This is a genomic window from Bradyrhizobium sp. CCBAU 45384 (assembly GCF_028128665.1).
In the GTDB taxonomy this organism is placed as follows: Bacteria; Pseudomonadota; Alphaproteobacteria; order Rhizobiales; family Xanthobacteraceae; genus Bradyrhizobium; species Bradyrhizobium manausense.
The window spans coordinates 26,990-44,210 of the sequence record NZ_LBIZ01000119.1 but is presented as its reverse complement, the minus strand read 5'-3'; the positions used below and the strand labels follow the sequence as shown (position 1 = coordinate 44,210).

16 protein-coding genes are annotated in these 17,221 nt (G+C 64.5%); 11 read left to right on the top strand and 5 right to left on the bottom strand.

What is annotated here, in order from left to right:
- Positions 1 to 19 precede the first annotated feature (19 nt).
- The 6 genes from XH80_RS36715 (at position 20) to XH80_RS36690 (ending at position 6,399) form a co-directional block, all read left to right on the top strand.
- A complete protein-coding gene (locus tag XH80_RS36715) occupies positions 20 to 814 on the top strand; it encodes an enoyl-CoA hydratase/isomerase family protein (protein ID WP_271602839.1) in 795 nt (264 codons plus the stop codon).
- Positions 815 to 824: 10 nt separating this feature from the next.
- Positions 825 to 2,084, top strand: coding sequence for a CaiB/BaiF CoA transferase family protein (locus XH80_RS36710; RefSeq protein ID WP_271602838.1), 1,260 nt, complete (start codon positions 825 to 827; stop codon positions 2,082 to 2,084).
- Positions 2,085 to 2,137: 53 nt separating this feature from the next.
- Entirely contained in the window at positions 2,138 to 3,130 is a 993-nt protein-coding gene (locus XH80_RS36705; RefSeq protein WP_271602837.1) for a Bug family tripartite tricarboxylate transporter substrate binding protein, read from the top strand.
- Between the two features lie 226 nt (positions 3,131 to 3,356).
- A complete protein-coding gene (locus XH80_RS36700; RefSeq protein ID WP_271602836.1) occupies positions 3,357 to 3,839 on the top strand; it encodes a tripartite tricarboxylate transporter TctB family protein in 483 nt (160 codons plus the stop codon).
- An 11-nt stretch (positions 3,840 to 3,850) separates the two neighbouring features.
- Positions 3,851 to 5,386: a tripartite tricarboxylate transporter permease gene (locus tag XH80_RS36695; protein ID WP_271602835.1), complete on the top strand. Its 1,536-nt coding sequence runs from the start codon at positions 3,851 to 3,853 to the stop codon at positions 5,384 to 5,386.
- The gene (locus XH80_RS36690) at positions 5,383 to 6,399 is read left to right on the top strand and encodes a 4-hydroxythreonine-4-phosphate dehydrogenase PdxA (protein WP_271602834.1); all 1,017 of its coding nucleotides are present in this window, start codon (positions 5,383 to 5,385) and stop codon (positions 6,397 to 6,399) included. Before XH80_RS36695 ends, XH80_RS36690 begins: the two co-directional genes overlap by 4 nt.
- A 26-nt stretch (positions 6,400 to 6,425) precedes the next feature.
- Here XH80_RS36690 and XH80_RS36685 read toward each other — a convergent pair whose 3' ends face one another.
- Positions 6,426 to 6,929 (bottom strand): hypothetical protein, encoded by a 504-nt coding sequence (locus XH80_RS36685; RefSeq protein WP_271602833.1) that lies wholly within the window; start codon positions 6,927 to 6,929, stop codon positions 6,426 to 6,428.
- Positions 6,930 to 7,261: 332 nt separating this feature from the next.
- Here XH80_RS36685 and XH80_RS36680 point away from each other — a divergent pair, with 332 nt between their 5' ends.
- Positions 7,262 to 8,248, top strand: coding sequence for a L,D-transpeptidase family protein (locus XH80_RS36680; RefSeq protein ID WP_271602832.1), 987 nt, complete (start codon positions 7,262 to 7,264; stop codon positions 8,246 to 8,248).
- 68 nt (positions 8,249 to 8,316) lie between these two features.
- Here XH80_RS36680 and XH80_RS36675 read toward each other — a convergent pair whose 3' ends face one another.
- Positions 8,317 to 9,345 carry a formylglycine-generating enzyme family protein gene (locus XH80_RS36675; protein ID WP_271602831.1) on the bottom strand — a complete coding sequence of 343 codons (1,029 nt, stop codon included), beginning with the start codon at positions 9,343 to 9,345 and terminating at the stop codon, positions 8,317 to 8,319.
- A 487-nt stretch (positions 9,346 to 9,832) separates the two neighbouring features.
- Here XH80_RS36675 and XH80_RS36670 point away from each other — a divergent pair, with 487 nt between their 5' ends.
- On the top strand, positions 9,833 to 10,831 hold the full coding sequence (locus XH80_RS36670) for a helix-turn-helix domain-containing protein (protein WP_271602830.1): 999 nt from the start codon (positions 9,833 to 9,835) through the stop codon (positions 10,829 to 10,831).
- Positions 10,832 to 10,845: 14 nt separating this feature from the next.
- Here XH80_RS36670 and XH80_RS36665 read toward each other — a convergent pair whose 3' ends face one another.
- The 3 genes from XH80_RS36665 to XH80_RS36655 all read right to left on the bottom strand — a co-directional run bounded on the left by XH80_RS36665 (position 10,846) and on the right by XH80_RS36655 (position 13,227).
- Positions 10,846 to 11,151, bottom strand: coding sequence for a hypothetical protein (locus XH80_RS36665; RefSeq protein ID WP_271602829.1), 306 nt, complete (start codon positions 11,149 to 11,151; stop codon positions 10,846 to 10,848).
- A 77-nt stretch (positions 11,152 to 11,228) separates the two neighbouring features.
- A complete protein-coding gene (locus XH80_RS36660) occupies positions 11,229 to 11,894 on the bottom strand; it encodes a helix-turn-helix domain-containing protein (protein WP_271602828.1) in 666 nt (221 codons plus the stop codon).
- Between the two features lie 256 nt (positions 11,895 to 12,150).
- Positions 12,151 to 13,227, bottom strand: a complete 1,077-nt coding sequence (locus tag XH80_RS36655) for a methyl-accepting chemotaxis protein (protein ID WP_271602827.1) — start codon at positions 13,225 to 13,227, stop codon at positions 12,151 to 12,153.
- 279 nt (positions 13,228 to 13,506) lie between these two features.
- Between XH80_RS36655 and recJ the strand changes: the two genes are divergently transcribed.
- From recJ to XH80_RS36640, 3 genes are all read left to right on the top strand, one after another.
- Positions 13,507 to 15,348, top strand: a complete 1,842-nt coding sequence (recJ, locus tag XH80_RS36650) for a single-stranded-DNA-specific exonuclease RecJ (protein WP_271602826.1) — start codon at positions 13,507 to 13,509, stop codon at positions 15,346 to 15,348.
- 100 nt (positions 15,349 to 15,448) lie between these two features.
- On the top strand, positions 15,449 to 16,258 hold the full coding sequence (locus XH80_RS36645; protein WP_271602825.1) for an SDR family NAD(P)-dependent oxidoreductase: 810 nt from the start codon (positions 15,449 to 15,451) through the stop codon (positions 16,256 to 16,258).
- 96 nt (positions 16,259 to 16,354) lie between these two features.
- Positions 16,355 to 17,146, top strand: a complete 792-nt coding sequence (locus XH80_RS36640) for an aldolase (protein WP_271602824.1) — start codon at positions 16,355 to 16,357, stop codon at positions 17,144 to 17,146.
- Positions 17,147 to 17,221: the final 75 nt, after the last annotated feature.

The following is a 17,221-nucleotide window of genomic DNA, read 5'->3' as shown; positions in this document are numbered from 1 at the left end:
ACAGTCGGAGATCGAGGAAATGGACCAGGCCGTGGCGGCGGACGACCTCGTTTTTGAATGCAGGGACGGGATCGGGCGGATCACCTTCAACCGCCCGCAGGCGCGCAACGCCTTCACTTTCACCATGTACGAGCGGCTCGCCACCATCTGCGAGCAGGCCAACGATGACAGGTCCATCAAGGTGCTGGTGTTGCGGGGCGCCGGCGACAAGGCCTTTGCCTCGGGCACCGACATCAACCAGTTCCGCGCATTCCGGACGCCGCAGGACTCCATCGACTACGAGAACCGGATCGACCGGGTGCTGACGACGCTGGAGCAATGCCGGGTACCGACCATCGCGGCGATCAACGGCTTTTGCACCGGCGGTGGTGCGGCCATTGCCGCGGCCTGCGATCTGCGCATCGGCACGCGCAGCACCAGGATCGGCTTTCCCATTGCCCGCACCCTCGGCAATTGCCTGTCGATGTCCAATGTCAGCCGTCTCACCGCGCTGATCGGGGCGGCACGGGTCAAGGACCTGATCTTCACCGCACGTCTCGTCGATGCCGCCGAAGCCGCCGGCATCGGGCTGCTCGGCGAGGTCGTCGACGATCTCACCGCGCTCGACAAGCGCACGGACGAAGTCGCGCGCCTCGTTGCCAGCCACGCGCCGCTGACGCTGAATGCGACCAAGCAGGCGGTCGCCCGGCTGCAACGGCGGCTGATGCCGGAGGAGGGCGAAGACCTCATCCTGATGTGCTACACGAGCCAGGATTTTCGTGAAGGGCTCGATGCTTTCCTCAGCAAGCGCGCCCCGCAGTGGCGCGGCCAATAGGACGCCCCGAATGCAAAGCGATCGATCGCAATCCTTTTCACGCCGTTCGGGACCGCTCGCCGGCCTCAAGGTCATCGACCTCACCCATGTCATGGCCGGGCCGACCTGCACCCTGATGCTCGCCGACATGGGCGCCGACGTCATCAAGATCGAGAAATGGCCCGGTGGTGACGACACCCGCCATTCGGTGCCGCCGAAGATCGGCGACGAAGCCGCCTCGTTCCTGATGATGAACCGCAACAAGCGCGGCATCGTGCTGGACCTGAAGAGCGACGGCGGCAAGGAGGTGCTGCGCCGATTGATCGCGGACGCCGACGTGCTGGTCGAAAACTTTGCGCCGGGCGCGATGGAGCGCCTGGGCTTTGGCTACGAGGAGCTGCACAAGCATTATCCGTCGCTGATCTATTGCTCGTTGTCGGGTTTTGGCCGCACCGGTCCCTACAAGCACCGCCGCGGTTTTGACCTCGTCGCGCAGGCCATGAGCGGCATCATGAGCTTCACCGGCGAGCGCCCCGATGGTCCGCCGGTGAAATGCGGCCCGCCGCTGTCTGACATCACCGCGGGCCTGCTCGCGAGCATGGGCATCCTGGCCGCCTACACGCACCGCCTCAAGACCGGTGAGGGGCAGTGGGTCGAGACCTCGCTCTTTGAGGCGGCACTGGTGCAGACCTATTGGCAGTCGACCATTGCGCTCGCCGCCGGCAGCGCGCCGCGCGCGATGGGCTCGGCCCATCCGCTCAACGCGCCGTACCAGGCGTTCGAGGCCTCGGACGGCTGGCTCGTCGTCGGCGGCGCCAACAAGAAGCACTGGCTCTTGATGCTGGAAGCGCTCGGGGCCAGCGAGCTCGCCGCCGATCCGCGCTTCGTCACCGGCGCCGACCGCATGGCCAATCTGAAGGAGCTGGAAGCCGTCCTGAGCGAGCGCTTCCGCACGAATACGCGCGCGCATTGGCTCGCCGCGCTGGACGAGAAGGGCGTGCCCTGCGGGCCCGTGCACGACATGCTGGAGGCGCTCAGCGATCCGCAGACGCTGGCGCGCGAGATGGTCGTCGAGGTCGAGCATTCCACGCTCGGCCGGGTCAAGACGATCGGGCTGCCGGTCAAATTCTCGGAGACGCCGGGCAAGGTCGCATCAGGCGCGCCCGTCTATGGCGAACATACCCGCGAGGTGCTGGCCGAGCACGGGTTCGACCAGAGGCAAATCGAAGCGCTGGAGCAAGAAGGCGCAATCGTCTCGGCATCCAGGCAGCGCCAAGAAAGCGTCGCCTGAACGGACGTCGAGACGGCTGATCTAAAAAACAGAAAAATCAGTTGGAGGAAATCATGCGTGGGATGTCTCTCTTTTTGCTGTCCGTCAGTGCGGCCGTGCTCGCAGGCCCGATGCCGGCATTCGCGGCCTGGCAGCCGCAAAAGCCAATCGAGTTTGTGGCGACCGCAGGTCCCGGCGGCGGCACCGACAATCTCGCCCGCGCAGTGCAGAACATCATCACCAAGTACAAGCTGACGGAGCAGCCGATCGTCGTCGTCAACAAGGGCGGCGGCAGCGGCGCGGAAGGCTATGTCTACGGCAAGGCCTCTGCCGGCGATCCCTACAAGGTGATCTTCGGCACCTCGAACGCCTGGCAGCAGCCGCTCGTCTCCAAGGTCGCCTTCAACTACACCGACCTCACTCCGATCGCGGCCATGGCGCAGGACGAATTCCTGCTCTGGGTCAAGCAGGACGCGCCGTACAAGACGGCCGGCGACTATCTGAAGGCGGCCGCCTCAGGCGAATTCAAGATGGGCGGCGCGCAGTCCAAGGACACCGACGAGGTCCTGACCCGCATGATCGAGAAGACGGGACACGTCAAGCTGACCTACATTCCTTTCAAGAGCGGCGCCGAGGCCGCCGTGCAGCTCGCCGGCGGGCACATCGATTCCCACGTCAACAATCCCAGCGAGAGCCTCGGCCAATGGCGCGGCGGCACGCAGCGCCCGCTCTGCGTCTTCAGCCCGAAGCGCCTGCCTGAAGCGCCGAAGATCACCGCCACCGAAGGCTGGAGCGACGTTCCGACCTGCACCGAGCAGGGCCTCGACATCAAGCAATATGAGCAGCCGCGCACGGTCTGGCTGCCCGGCAAGGTCACGCCGGAGCAGGCGGCCTACTATGTCGATCTCATGAAGAAGGTGCAGGCGACGCCCGAGTGGAAGGACTACATCGAGAAGACCTCCCAGGTGGACACGTTCCTGACCGGCGCCGAGTTCGACAAGTTCATCAAGGAGGACCTCGAGCACGTCAAGCAAGTCGCGAGCGAGCAGGGCTGGCTGGTCAAGTGAGGCGGAGATCGCCACACACTCTCTCGTCGTCCCGGCGAAGGCCGGGACCCATACCGCGTGATCTCTCGATCGACGGCGGTCGTCGTACCGTTGTGGATTTGACGTCTAGTCTTCGTCAAACTTCTCCCTGGGGGTATGGGTCCCGGCCTTCGCCGGGACGACACCAGACATTGGGGAAAAGCGAGGGCCATAACCGCCGCTGTGTGTGGTCTGACCGGAGCCTTCCATGATCTCACGCCGCGCCCTCGAACTTGCGACCGCCATCCTTACCGGCAGTTTTGGCGTTGCGGTGGTGGTCCAGAGCCTGGACAACGGCATCGGCTGGTCGAGCGAAGGTGTCGATGCCGGCACGTTCCCGTTCCTGACCGGCATCATCATCGTCGTCGGCAGTCTCTACAATCTGGCGCGCGGCGTGGTGCCGGCGGCTTCGCTGGCGAGCGTTCCCGTCGCCATCACGTCGATTGAGCTGCGGCGGCTGGCGGGCCTGTTCGTGCCCGCCGCGATCTTCGTCGGCGCGATTCCGCTGCTCGGGATGTACATCGCCTCGGCGGCTTACGTCTTCGCGGTGCTCGCGATCCCTCGGCATCAACAGGCGCTGTGGTCGGCGATCACGGCAGCGGCAACGGCGCTCGCGCTTTACGTCGTATTCGAACGCATGTTCCAGGTCAGCCTTCCGCACGGCGCGCTCGCCGCCGCGCTCGGGCTCTAAGGGAGCAGGCGATGGATAATCTCTCGGAGCTCCTGCACGGTTTCACCATCGCGGTTACCGTGCCGCACCTGGCCTTGATGGCGACAGGCGTGCTGCTCGGCATTCTCGTCGGCGTGCTGCCGGGGCTCGGCGCGCCGAACGGGGTGTCGCTGCTGCTGCCGCTGACCTTCGGCATGCAGCCGGTCTCGGCGATCATCCTGCTCTCCAGCATGTATTGGGGTGCGCTGTTCGGCGGCTCCGTCACCTCGATCCTGTTCAACATCCCCGGCGAGCCGTCCTCGGTCGCCACCACGTTCGACGGCTATCCGATGGCGCGCGACGGACGGCCGACCACGGCGCTCGCCACCGCGTTCGGCTCGGCGGCGTTCGGGGCGCTTGTTGGCGTCATCCTGATCACCTTCCTGGCATCCTGGGTGGCGCAGGTCGCGCTCGCCTTTGGGCCTCCGGAATATTTTGCCGTCTATTTCCTCGCCTTTGCGAGCTTCGTCGGCATGGGCGGCGCGGCGCCGATCAAGACGGTCGTGGCGCTTGCGATCGGCTTTGCCATCGCCGCCATCGGCATCGACACCGTCTCCGGCAGCGTCCGTCTCACCATGGGCATCGACGAACTCGTCAAGGGCGTGAATTTCGTCGTCGCGGTGATGGGCCTGTTCGGCATTGGCGAGCTGCTGGTCGCGGTCGAGGAGGAATTTCATGCCCGTGCCGTCTCCTCGAAGATCGACTGGCGCGAGGTGTTTCGGGCGGTTGGCCGCCTGCCACGCCACAGTGTTGCGTTGCTGCGTAGCGCTGCGATCGGCTGCTGGATGGGGATCACGCCGGGCGGCCCGACCGCGGCATCATTCATGAGCTACGGCATCGCCCGCCGCTTCTCCCGCCGTGGCCGCTACTTCGGCACCGGCGAGGTCGAAGGCATCATCTCGCCGGAGACCGCCGATCATGCCGCCGGCACCAGCGCCCTGCTGCCGATGCTCTCGCTCGGTATTCCCGGCTCGGCGACCGCCGCCGTCATGATGGGCGGGCTGATGATCTGGGGTCTCAATCCGGGTCCGATGCTGTTCGTGGACCAGAAAGACTTCGTCTGGGGCCTGATTGCCTCGATGTATGTCGGCAACATCGTCGCGGTCGCCCTGGTGCTGCTGACCGTGCCTGTGTTCGCCGCCTTGATGCGGATTCCCTTCGTGGTCATTGCGCCGCTGATCGTGATCATCTGCGTCGTCGGCGCCTATTCGGTCTCGAATTCCTATCTCGACGTGGTCATGATGCTGGGATTCGGCGTCGTCGGCTATCTCTTCAAGAAGCTGTTCTATCCGCTGGCGCCGCTGGTGCTCGCCATCGTCATCGGCGACAAGGCCGAGGATGCGTTCCGGCAGTCGATGCTGATGTCGAAGGGATCCCTCGGGATCTTCTTCGCCAACAAGCTGGTGACGTGTCTCGTCATATCAGGCGTCGCATTGCTGCTGTTGCCGCTGGTATTGCTGCTGTTCGCACGCATCTTCCGCAAGCCCGCCGGTTTGGAAACGACCAACCAGGAAAAGGTGATCATATGACCGGAAAGCCGCTGATTGCGCTGGCGATGGGAGATCCTGCCGGCATCAGCCCGGAGCTGACGGCAAAACTCGTGGCGCAGGATGATATCCGCGCGCGGTGCCGGCTCGTGGTCATCGGCGACGTCAGGGTGTTCGACGAGGGTGCGAAGATCGCAGGCGTTGCGCCTGAAATGACCGCGGTGGAGCAGGGCGCCGATTTCGATGAGTTGAAAGACGATGCGCTCTTCCTCGATCTCGGCCACCTCGATCCCATCAGGGTCGAGCGGGGTGTGGCGAGCCTTGAGGGCGGGCAATTTGCGCTCGCCAACTACAAGCAGGCGCTCGAATTTGGCAGGGACGGCCGGGTCGATGCCGTCTGCTTCACCCCCTTCAACAAGGCGGCGATGCGACTGGCGCACTCGGACTATGACGACGAGATCGCCTTCTCCGCGGAGGTGGTTGGCCTGCGGACGCCGGCCAGCGAATTCAACGTGCTGGGCGAGCTCTGGAATGCACGCGTGACCTCGCACATTCCGCTGAGGGATGTTGCTGCAAAACTGTCGAGCGAGCGCATCCAGCGCGCCTTGAGGCTGACCGACACCTGCATGCGCAATGCCGGCTTCGCGCGCCCGCGCATTGCGGTTGCCGGCCTCAATCCGCACGCCGGCGACGGCGGCAATTTCGGCCGCGAGGAGATCGATGTCATTGCACCCGTGGTGGAAGCCGGCCAGCGCGCCGGCATCGCCGTGGAGGGCCCGTTTCCTGCCGACACCGTGTTCCTGCGCGCCAAGGCCGGCGCCTTCGATGCGGTGCTGACGATGTATCACGACCAGGGCCAGATCGCGATGAAGCTGATGGGCTTCGATCGCGGCGTCACCTTGCTCGGCGGCTTCCCGTTTCCGATCTGCACGCCCGCGCACGGCACCGCCTACGACATCGTCGGGCAGGGCGTCGCATCGATAGGCGCCAGCCGCGCCGCGGTGCTCCTTGCGGCGGAGATGACGGCGCGGCGAGTAAACGGGGGCAGCGACTGAGCCGCCCTGGTCACTGGACTGAGACGCTACTGACAGACGTGCATGAGGCCGTCACTACCTTTGAAGGTCGTGCCGGGATCGCAGACGATGCCATAGCGCGCTTTGTAGTCGGCCCAGCCGTTGTAGCCATACCAGGGGCCGTTTCCGTAATAGGCGCGCTGGAGGTAGAAGGGGCTGGTCTCCACCGGCCCGGTATAATAGGCGTTGGCCGCAAGTGTACCGCCGCGCCCGTAATAGCCATTGTTGTAAGGCCAGCCCGTCGCCGCCGCAGCAGCTGCCGTTCCGACCACGGCTGCGCCTGCGAGCCCGGCCCCAACGGCACCGGCGCCATAGCCGTAATTGCCTCGCCGATACTGACGGCGTGCGACGCCGGCGACACTCACCGGAGTCAGCGGACGGCCGACGCGCGCTTGAGCGCTATCGATCGACAGCGCCGGGCCGCCGGACCCGGACCAGCTAAATGAAAGAAATGCCGCGCACACAAAGGTCGAGGCCCCGATTGCAACGTTTCTGATGTGCAGCTTGTTCATGGATTGGCTCCACGGTTTCCTGCCCATGGAAGCCGTGCTCTCGGTATCAACGCAGACGTTGCGCTAGATCAAGGTTCTTGCCGGGATTGCGCCTGCCCCGCGTAAAAATGCATCGGACAGCGCAATCCAAAATCGGTAAGGAACTATTCCCCTATGTTTGGGAGCACGCTGGCCAGCAACGGCCGGCACGCGGCGCGATCGCGCACGGCACCGCCTGCGATGCGCGGGCGGGGTGTCGGCCGGCCGGCCTTCGCGGTTCAGGAAAAACTGGAAACTTCCGCCGTCGAGCCGAGTTGCCGATCCGATCATCGTGTCCACGTCGGAGCTGGAACATGCCAGCAATGAAGATGGCGCTCGCCGCCGCATGCTTCGCCCTGGCGGCCACACCGGCGCTCGCTGCGGGGATGGATGCGGCCGCCATCGCTTCCGCCGAGCCTTCGAAGAAGACCCTGTCGAACGACAAGCCCACCCCGGCGGGCGTGCGTCTGCAGGTCTTGCTGGACAGAGCCCATTTCTCGCCCGGCGAGATCGACGGCAAATTCGGCGAGAATGCCAGGAAGGCGCTTCGCGCCTATGCGGAAGCGCGGCAACTGCCTGCTTCGGATGCGGTGACGGAAGATCTCTGGAAGGCGCTCCAGGCGGACGCGCGATCGCCGATGACGACCTACACCATCACCGACAAGGACGTCGCAGGCCCGTTCCTGCACAAGCTTCCGTCCAGGATGGAAGACATGAAGGACATTCCGAAGCTCGGCTACACCAGTCCGCGCGAAGAGCTGGCCGAGAGGTTTCACATGAGCGAGCAGTTGCTCGCGGCGCTCAATCCAGGGCATCGCTTCGACCGCGCCGGCGAGACCATCGCCGTCGTCGACACCAGCGAGGGCACTGCGCCTGCCAGGGCCGACAGGGTCGAGATCGACAAGGTCAGGCAAACCGTGAAACTGTTCGACAAGTCGAATGCGCTGATCGGCTTCTATCCCGCGAGCGTCGGCAGCGAGGAAAAGCCGTCACCGTCAGGTACGCTGAAGGTCACCGAGATCGATCCAAATCCGACCTATCGCTACAATCCCGCCTATCACTTCAAGGGCGTTCGTTCCAATAAACCTTTCAAGATCATGCCGGGGCCGAACAATCCGGTCGGCACGATGTGGATCAATCTGTCCGCCGACGGCTACGGCATCCACGGCACGCCGTCGCCGCAAAATATCTCCAAGGGACAGTCGCATGGCTGCGTGCGTCTGACCAATTGGGATGCCGAGCGGGTCGCTGCCAGCGTCGCGAAAGGCACGCCGGTTGCCTTCGTGGAGAGCGGCGGATAACGCAGACGTCGTCCTGATGACGTGGCCCCGGGTCTCACTCGAGGATCGAGGGTCTCATCTACAAGGCTTCATCTGCATCGGTCCGGTGAAGACGTGGCGGCCGCTGCCGGCCTTCGAGACGTGAGCGGCGTCCGCACCACGCAGCGGAAGCCGATATGGCTGGTCGAGGTGTCGACCGGCTCGGCGTGGCGGGCAGCGGGACGGTAGCGGCGGCAATAATTGGGCGCGCAGAGATGCGAGCCGCCCTTCACGACCTTGCGCGGAATCCTGATGTCGGGGAGGTGAGGGTCGTAGCTTGAATCCTCGCGGCCGCCGCTGGGGTTTTGGGGAATGCAGCAGGGCTTTGCCGGGTCGGCCGCGTGCGCCGCCGACCACCAGTCCGACGTCCATTCCCAGACGTTGCCGATCATGTCGTGAAGACCGTAGCCGTTCGGCGGGAAGGCCAGGACCGGCGAGGTACGCTCGAACCCATCCTCGCCGAGATTCTGGACAGGGAAGTTGCCCTGCCAGAGGTTGGCCATGTGCTTGCCGCCGGGCATCAGCGCATCGCCCCAGGCAAACTCTTCCCCCTCGAGGCCGCCGCGCGCAGCAAATTCCCACTCGGCTTCGGTCGGCAGGTCCTTGCTGGCCCACCGGGCAAAGGCCGCTGCATCGCTATAGGAGACGTGTACGACCGGATGATCGTCGAAGTCTTTGATGTTGCTGCCGGGGCCATAGGGGTGGCGCCAATTGGCGCCGCGCACGAACGACCACCACTGGCTCCAGTCGGTGAGATCTGTGATGCGCGGCAGCGGCGAGAACACCAGCGACCCCGCGTAGAGCGTCTCTCTCAGTGCGCCGGGATAGTCCTTCGCATCGGGCACGATCTCCGCTTCGGTGACATGGCCTGTTGCATCGACGAATTGCTTGAACTGCCTGACGGTAACAGGCGTGCGGTCGATCCAGAAGCCGTCAACGCAGACGCGGTGGCTCGGCGCCTCCTCTGGATAATGATGATCGGACCCTATGCGAAAGGTTGCGCCGGGAATGAAGACCATCTCGCCGGTATTCGCATCATCCGGCAACCATTCGCAGTGATCCGGATCCGCCCGCAGCATGGTGGAAATTCCGATACGCTTAGTCCACCTGACGCTACGGCGCAGACGCTGGCAGGATTCGACGACGGCAAGTTGGACGCATTGTCTGGTTCCCTCTTTTTTGGCGTTCGGGAGAGCACGACGCCTCATTGCGTCAAGATCTCTTTCCCATCGCGCGGACGCTCTCGAGCACGCGGAAAATCTTTCGGCGGAGCGCTCAGCCATCCGCAGAGCGCTTTTGATCGATATCGCTAAGGTTGAAAAACGTATCCGAAGTTCGGCCGGCTGTGATGTGCAGTTTGTGCCACGACGCGACAGCGCTGGGTAAGACGTAACGCCCCACCCTCGAGAATCCGCGAAAGTACAGCCGAATGAGGCGGATTTGACGAGACGATCTCGAAAGCGTTGGTCTCAACACGAAGTCAGATTGTCGCACCCACTTCGCGTTGTGGTAGTATTCCCTTGTCGCCTGCCGCAGAATAGTCGCGCTTCAGTAACAGGGTACGGCATGGAGCCATTCCTTCTGGTTGATTCGAAGCGGCTGGACGGTTTCGAAGGTCTTCACCAGGCCGTCCATGGCTCGCATGTCGACGTGATGCAACTCGGTCGCGGGCGATTGCGCGGAAGCTTGTCCCATGTCGGCATCGGCGATTTCTCGCTGAGCATCGGCTCGTTCAACGTCGGCATGCGGACCCAGCGTGTCGCGAGTGATGACAAGTTGATCATCGGAATGCTGCTGTCGGCCGAGGAACGCGTCGCGCACTGGTCGTTCGACATGCAGCTCAACGACGTGCTTGTGATCCCGCCACAAGTGGAGCATGACGGGGTTTTTCACGGCGCATCCGCTTATGCCGCCATGAGGTTCGATCTCAATGAGGTCGTCCCGCTGTTCGGCGGGGAAGCGCGGTTGAGCGATCCCGACACCTGGCGTAGCCGCGGCCATTTCCGTGCGGATACCGAGATCGGCGCGATCGCATCGCGCCGCCTGGTTCGCATCATGTCGCATTTGCGCACGCATAGCGGGGCGCTGACGCCAGCCACCGCCAATTTCTGGAAACGATCGATCGTCGATTGCATGGCGGCGAATGTCATGTCGTCGCTGCCGCCCGACGATGAGGGTTGGCTGCGGTCGGCAAGGCGGCTGATCCGTCGGGTCGAGGAGCATCTCGACACGACCGGCAATCGCCCGGTGCATGTGTCGGAAATCTGCGCAGCGCTCGGCGTCTCGCGGCGCACTCTGCACCGCGCCTTTCAGGAGGTGTTCGGCCTCGGCCCGGTCAGCTTCCTCCGCCACAAGCGGCTCTGCGCGGTCCATTCGATCCTGCGCGATAGCGCGCCCGGCTCGGTCACCGTATCAGCCGTCGCGATGGAGCAGGGCTTTTATGAACTCGGCCGGTTCGCGCAATATTACCAGGCGATGTTCGGGGAGCGCCCGTCGCAGACGCTCGGCGGGGCGACTTTGCTGGCTGAAGGGGACGACGTCGCCAGAGCCCAGCTGGAAGGGTAGCTCGGCCGGCAGAATTACGCAGCCTGGCTGCTCAAGCCGACCGAAGCAAAGCAGCGCCCACGGACGTCGATCGGCGGCTTGCAAGCGTCCTCGATCCTGGGATTGACGACTGTCGGCGCCTGCGCGGGCGCTTTGTCGCGCGCGTGAGATCTGCTCAGCTTGACGGGCAGTCTGTCGCTCTTGGTTGCGCGAAGAACAATCTGGCGCGTGTCCGTCTGGTCTGCTCCGGGGCTCCAAAGGGCATTCTGGTAGACCGCGACCGAGCTGCTAATCCCCACCAGGTAGGTCAGGGAGTGCAATGTGAGCGTCTTGATGAGCATGACCATTCCTCCCATTGGCCTTGCAGAGATCCAGGCGGCTCTCGCCCGGCCCAGCCAAGGCGACGTCCCCTGCAACATCAGGCGTCGAGCTTCGAAAGCCGGTTTCGATCAAGCACCTCGACCCGTCGCTGGGTTGTTCCGTCAAATCGCAAGATCTGGTCGTCCCGCAAGATCGACAGGGCGCGCGAGACCGTCTCGAGCGTCAGTCCGAGATAGTCTGCGATGTCGCGACGCGTCATCGGCAGGTACATGACTCTCGGATGTGCCAGCCGGTCGTCCATTTCGAGCAGGAATGCAGCGACCCTCTCCAGGGATGTCTTCCGCCCCAGGAGCAGCATGTGGTTCTCGGCGTGCTGAAGATTTTGTGTGACGAATCCGATCAGGTGCTTCGGCCCGGCCGCTCGATCGGGCATCGCGCCCAGGAGATTGCTTTGCGTCATGATGCGCACGTCAGTCTCGACGATGGCTTCGGCGGTAAAGCGATGCGTTTCGTTGTTCTCGAAACCGAACATGTCGCCGGTCAGATGAAACGCATTGATTTGGCGCCGACCGTCCGGCAGCAGCTTGTAGGTGCGCACCGCTCCGGAGTTGATCTGATAGACGTATTCCGCTTCCTCGCCCTCGCCGAAAATCTCGCTGCCTCTGCGATAGCAGAACTCGCTGCAGAACGCGCGATCGCCGGCAACCGCAGCTAAATGCCCATCGACCGGCCGGCGGTGCGCCGCGTTGATCCTGACCAGCATAGGGTGTCTCCCCTGATTTTCGGGAAAACTAGGCAGGAACGATCGGAGGGGTTTTGATAAGGCGCAAACTCGCCGGAACCTACGTATTGGCCCGGCGGCAAATGGAGTTCCAGACCTTGCGATCATCGGAGGTCGGCGGTGTTTTGCCCGACGTGTCAAGCCGCGAGCGCAAGCGCCACGAAAACGGCACTCTCGCTACTGTGCATGGGGTTGTTTTCACGGTTTGGATCGAGGAGCCGGGGACACCGGCCCAACCTCACGCCCCGCAGACGATCACGCCGTACCAGCCGAGCCCCCGATAGGTTTCGTAGCCCGGCGTTGCGTGGAAGGCGATCATCGCGCCTGTCCGGTCATTGTAGAAGCCGGAGCGCTGGCCGTCGAGCGAGAGCGGGATGCGCTCGCTCAGGATGCCCTGACCGTCGGAGGCGGCGATGACGCGGAAATGCGAGTCGACCAGCAGCACGCGGGCCTTGTCGCTGTCGCCGACGCGCACGCCTTGCACGATCGCGCGCGCCTGCGGCTCCCAGTCGAAATGGATGGCGAGCACGCCAAGCGGCGCGCCGTGGGCCTCTCCGCCGGCGCGGATGCTGGCGCAATAGGTTGCGACCTGGGCGTTGCCGAGCAGCGGCTGGTTCTCGATGTCGCCGGCGACATAGTCGTCACCTGAGCGCAAGGCCTTCGCCTCGCGAAACCATTTGGTGTGGGCGACGTTCTGGCCGACGACGCGAAAGCGATCCGCGCGGCCATTGGCGATGACATTGCCGTCGAGGTCGCAGAGCCAGAGGTCGAGGTAAACGGTGTAGGCGCCGAGGATGACGCCGAGGCGCTGGGAGGCATGGGTGACCGCAGCAGGGGCGGGCGAGGCGGCGCAATCGACCATGGCGGAATCGGTCGCCCACCAGCGCACGTCGCAGGTCCGCTCATAGAGGTTGCGATCGATCAGCTCGATCGCGTTCAGCGACAGATCCATCATGCGCTCGCCGCGCGAGCGCTGGCTCATGCGCTCGATCGAGGCGACGAGATCGCCGGTGCGCCTGGTCAGCTGGGTCTCGAGCTCGCGCGCGATGGTCTCGACCTGCTGGCCGACGCCGCGCACCTCCTGCGCCACCACCGCAAAGCCCGCGCCTTGGGCGCCGGCCCGCGAGCTTTCGATCAGCGCGTTCAGCGCCAGCATCTTCATCTGGTTGGTGATCTGCTGGATCGACTTGGTCTTGTCGACCGCGATCTGGTTGACCTCCGCGGTCAGTCGGTTGATCAACGCGGAGATATCGGAATCGTCGTCGGCGGGTTCGGTGGCAACCGATTTGGTTTTCAGACCCAGCGCAGCAGACATCGGGGACTTCCCTTGGCAATGAGGTCTTGATCTGCAATGAACCCGGAACAATCAACTACAGATCGAATACAATTCTTTTTCGAGGATTCCGCCTAACGCCTGCTTAATTTGCTGTTCGGCGGAGTGCCTAAATGGTAGTCACGCCGGCCGGTTGGGCAGCCATCCACCGCTTTGTGCGGCTGGGCCGTTGCAAATCCGCAGGGATTGCCGGCCAATCCCTTGACGTACCCGGCCTCCGTGATCACCCGGGTCCCGAGTTCCCAACAGCCAGCTCTCGCCATGACGCCGCCCACCACCGCCTTGCCCGTCGAGATGCCCCAGGCCTTCCTGGGCGTGGCGCGTTCGCTCACCGACAAGCTCTGGCGCGACCGGCTGGACGCAAGAGGGGCAGCCAAGGCGCTTGCCATCGTGCAGCAGCACCAGCTGCCGGAACTGCTGGCGCGGGTGCTGGCCGGCCGCGGTGTCGACATCGATGCCGTTCCTGATTTCCTCGATCCGACCATCCGAAAGCTGCTGCCGGACCCGTTCACGGTGACGGAGATGGAGGCGGCCGCAAGGCGCATCGCCGATGCCGCCGCGAAGGGCGAGACCGTCGCGATCTTCGGCGATTACGACGTCGATGGCGCGACCTCTGCTGCGCTGCTGGCCTGGCACCTGCGCCATTGCGGGCTCGACCCGCTGATCCACATTCCCGACCGCATCTTTGAGGGCTATGGCCCCAACGTGGAAGCAGTTCGCGGGCTCGCGGCCAAGGGCGCCACGCTGCTCGTCACGGTCGATTGCGGCACCACCAGCATCGAGCCGCTCGCTGAAGCAAAACGGCTGGGCATGTCCGTGGTGGTCATCGATCATCATCAGGCCGGCACGGAGCTGCCGGAGGTCGACGCGCTGGTCAATCCGAACCGGCTCGACGATCTCTCGGGGCTTGGACATCTCGCTGCGGTCGGCCTCGTGCTGGTCACGCTGGTCGCGGTCAACAGGGAGCTGCGCCAGCGCGGCTTCTGGAACGCGGGGATGCCCGAGCCCGATTTGCTCGGCATGCTGCATCACGTCGCGCTCGGCACCGTCGCGGATGTGGCGCCGTTGATCGGGCTGAACCGCGCTTTCGTCGCCAAGGGGCTGATCGCGATGCGGCGGCGCGACCACGTCGGCCACACCGCGCTGATGGATGTGGCGCGGCTCAACGGCCCGCCCGAAGCCTGGCATCTCGGTTTCAAGCTGGGACCGCGCGTCAACGCCGGCGGCCGGATCGGCCGCGCCGATCTCGGTGTGCGGCTTCTGCTCGAGGGCGATAGCGTTGAGGCCGCGCGGATCGCCGCCGAGCTCGATCGCCTCAACAGCGAACGTCGGGTGATCGAACAGGCCGCCGAAGCCCAGGCCGAAGCCGAGGCGCTCGCCTCGATCGGGCTGGAGGACAAGCTCGCCGTCATCGTCACGGCGTCCGAGGGTTGGCATCCCGGCGTGGTCGGCCTCGTGGCCTCGCGCCTCAAGGAGAAGTTCTCGCGGCCCGCCTTTGCGATTGCGCTCGAGCCCGGCGGCATCGGCACCGGCTCGGGACGCTCGATTGCCGGCGTCGATCTTGGCAAGGTGGTGCGGCAGGCCGTAGCTGACGGCCTTCTGCTGAAGGGCGGCGGCCACGCGATGGCCGCTGGCGTGACCCTCCGAAAGGAGAAGCTCGCCGAATTCCGCGCCTATCTCGATAACGCACTGGCGCAGGACGTCGCCGAAGCACGCCACGTCAACGAGCTCTATATCGATGGCGCGGTCTCGGCGCGAGCGGTGACAACGGAGCTTGCGAGCACGCTTAATCGTGCCGGACCGTTTGGGAGCGGCAATCCCGAGCCGGTGCTGGCGCTGCCGGCGCATCAGCTCGTCTTTGCCGAGGAGGTCGGGCAGGCGCACTTAAGGCTGCGCTTCAAGTCCGGCGACGGCGCGATCGTCAACGGCATCGCGTTCCGTTCGGTCGGGCAGAAGCTGGGCCATGCGCTTCTCGCCAACCGCGGCCAACAACTGCATGTCGCGGGGTCATTATCAGTCGATCGGTACCAGGGCGCCGAGCGCGTGCAATTCCGAGTCATCGACGTCGCGCTTCCGGACCAGGGGCCATCCGTGATTAGGTAGCGCATAGTCCGGAAAGTGCGAAGCCGTTTTCCGGCAAGATCATGCGCAGAAATAAATCGCCTCAAACAATAAACCTCGAACAACAAAAAAGGGAGTGAACATGGCAGGGCAGGTTGAGGGCAAGATAGCGCTGGTGACGGGGGGCGCCTCAGGCATTGGCGAGGCGATCGTCGAGCTGTTTGCACACGAAGGCGCGACCGTCGTCATCACCGACATTGACGAATTGCGCGGCCCCGAACTCGCCACGCGCGTGACAAGGGCCGGCGGCAAAGCGATCTTCCTGGAGCATGATGTCACCAGCGAGGAGCGCTGGATCGAGATCGCAGCCGAGATCGCCAGGCGCTACGGCCGGCTCGATGTGCTCGTCTCCAATGCCGGCATCGGCATCCACGTATCCTCGATCACTGACATGACGCTCTCTGACTGGCGCAAGCAGAACGCAATCAATCTCGACGGCGTGTTTCTCTCGGTGAAGCATTGCCTGCCCTTGATGCGCAAGCATGGCGGCGGTTCGATCGTCATGATGTCCTCGCTGGCGGGGCTGCGCGGTGCGCCTGGATTGTCGGCCTATTCGGCGACCAAGGGCGGCGTCCGGCTGTTCGCTAAATCGATTGCGATGGAGTGCGCGGCCGCCGGCGACGGCATCCGCGTCAATTCGGTTCATCCCGGGATCATCGACACGCCGATCTGGGGCAAGATCCCGACCGGAGCGACCGGCGCCGGCCAGAATGCGCCTGTTGATCCGGAGGAGCGCGCCAAGGCGGCGACACCGCTCGGCCGCGCCGGGCAGGCCGCGGAGATCGCCTCCGGTGTGCTGTATCTGGCGTCAGATGCCTCGCGCTACGTCACTGGCAGCGAGCTCGTGATCGACGGCGGCATGAATGCCGGCGGGGTGCCGCGGCGGGCGTGAAAGGCGCAGGGCAGGGCGGCGGCCGCAGGGGCTGACGCGCAGGCGTCGGCGCTGTAAAACGCTGTCGTCTCCCGCTCGAAAGAGGTCTCCTTCGCCATGGCGCACAGCCTTCACGCCTCCTCACCTGCTGCCGTTCGCTCGAACCGGCCAGACCTTGCGACCGACGCGATCCGCACCGCGCGCGAGGATCTCGCCGCATGCTTCCGCATGGCTGCGCGTAACGGCTTTGAGGAAGGCATCTGCAATCACTTCTCGGCCGTGGTGCCCGGGCACGATGATCTTTTCCTCGTCAATCCTTACGGCTACGCCTTTCGGGAGCTGACGGCGTCAAAGCTTCTGATCTGCGACTTCCACGGCCACGTCCTTGACGGTGAAGGTGAGCCCGAGGCAACCGCATTCTACATTCATGCCGAGATGCACAAGCGCCTGCCGCGCGCCAAGGTCGCGTTCCACACCCACATGCCTTATGCGACCGCGCTGTCGATGACCGACGGCGATCCCTTGATCTGGGCGGGTCAGACCGCGCTGAAATTCTACGGGCGCACGGCCGTCGACCGCGACTACAACGGCCTTGCGCTTGATAACCGCGAAGGCGCGCGCATCGCGTCGGCCGTGGGCGATGCCGACATCGTCTTTATGAAGCATCATGGCGTGATGGTGCTGGCGCCGACCATCGCGGAGGCGTGGGACGATCTCTACTACCTCGAGCGCGCCGCCGAAGTACAGGTGCTGGCGATGTCGACGGGACGCAAGGTGTTGCCGGTCGATCCCGCGATTGCGGCCGCGACCTACCAACAAATGCGCGAGGGCGATTCCGAATCCGCCCGGTTGCATCTCGCCGCGATCCGCCGCCAGCTCGACGCGGAAGAGCCGCAGTACAGGCATTGAAATCAAAGAGGTCATTCCGGGGCGAGGCGAAGCCTCGAACCCGGAATCCGGAGATTGTTGCGCGAGATTCCGGGT

What these genes read in the sequence shown, in the direction of transcription:
- XH80_RS36715 (WP_271602839.1), top strand. Translation starts at nt 20, where the DNA reads ATGGACCAGGCCGTGGCGGCGGACGACCTCGTTTTTGAATGCAGGGAC.
- XH80_RS36710 (WP_271602838.1), top strand. Translation starts at nt 825, where the DNA reads ATGCAAAGCGATCGATCGCAATCCTTTTCACGCCGTTCGGGACCGCTC.
- XH80_RS36705 (WP_271602837.1), top strand. Translation starts at nt 2,138, where the DNA reads ATGCGTGGGATGTCTCTCTTTTTGCTGTCCGTCAGTGCGGCCGTGCTC.
- XH80_RS36700 (WP_271602836.1), top strand. Translation starts at nt 3,357, where the DNA reads ATGATCTCACGCCGCGCCCTCGAACTTGCGACCGCCATCCTTACCGGC.
- XH80_RS36695 (WP_271602835.1), top strand. Translation starts at nt 3,851, where the DNA reads ATGGATAATCTCTCGGAGCTCCTGCACGGTTTCACCATCGCGGTTACC.
- XH80_RS36690 (WP_271602834.1), top strand. Translation starts at nt 5,383, where the DNA reads ATGACCGGAAAGCCGCTGATTGCGCTGGCGATGGGAGATCCTGCCGGC.
- XH80_RS36685 (WP_271602833.1), bottom strand. Translation starts at nt 6,929, where the DNA reads ATGAACAAGCTGCACATCAGAAACGTTGCAATCGGGGCCTCGACCTTT.
- XH80_RS36680 (WP_271602832.1), top strand. Translation starts at nt 7,262, where the DNA reads ATGCCAGCAATGAAGATGGCGCTCGCCGCCGCATGCTTCGCCCTGGCG.
- XH80_RS36675 (WP_271602831.1), bottom strand. Translation starts at nt 9,345, where the DNA reads ATGCTGCGGGCGGATCCGGATCACTGCGAATGGTTGCCGGATGATGCG.
- XH80_RS36670 (WP_271602830.1), top strand. Translation starts at nt 9,833, where the DNA reads ATGGAGCCATTCCTTCTGGTTGATTCGAAGCGGCTGGACGGTTTCGAA.
- XH80_RS36665 (WP_271602829.1), bottom strand. Translation starts at nt 11,151, where the DNA reads ATGCTCATCAAGACGCTCACATTGCACTCCCTGACCTACCTGGTGGGG.
- XH80_RS36660 (WP_271602828.1), bottom strand. Translation starts at nt 11,894, where the DNA reads ATGCTGGTCAGGATCAACGCGGCGCACCGCCGGCCGGTCGATGGGCAT.
- XH80_RS36655 (WP_271602827.1), bottom strand. Translation starts at nt 13,227, where the DNA reads ATGTCTGCTGCGCTGGGTCTGAAAACCAAATCGGTTGCCACCGAACCC.
- recJ (WP_271602826.1), top strand. Translation starts at nt 13,507, where the DNA reads ATGACGCCGCCCACCACCGCCTTGCCCGTCGAGATGCCCCAGGCCTTC.
- XH80_RS36645 (WP_271602825.1), top strand. Translation starts at nt 15,449, where the DNA reads ATGGCAGGGCAGGTTGAGGGCAAGATAGCGCTGGTGACGGGGGGCGCC.
- XH80_RS36640 (WP_271602824.1), top strand. Translation starts at nt 16,355, where the DNA reads ATGGCGCACAGCCTTCACGCCTCCTCACCTGCTGCCGTTCGCTCGAAC.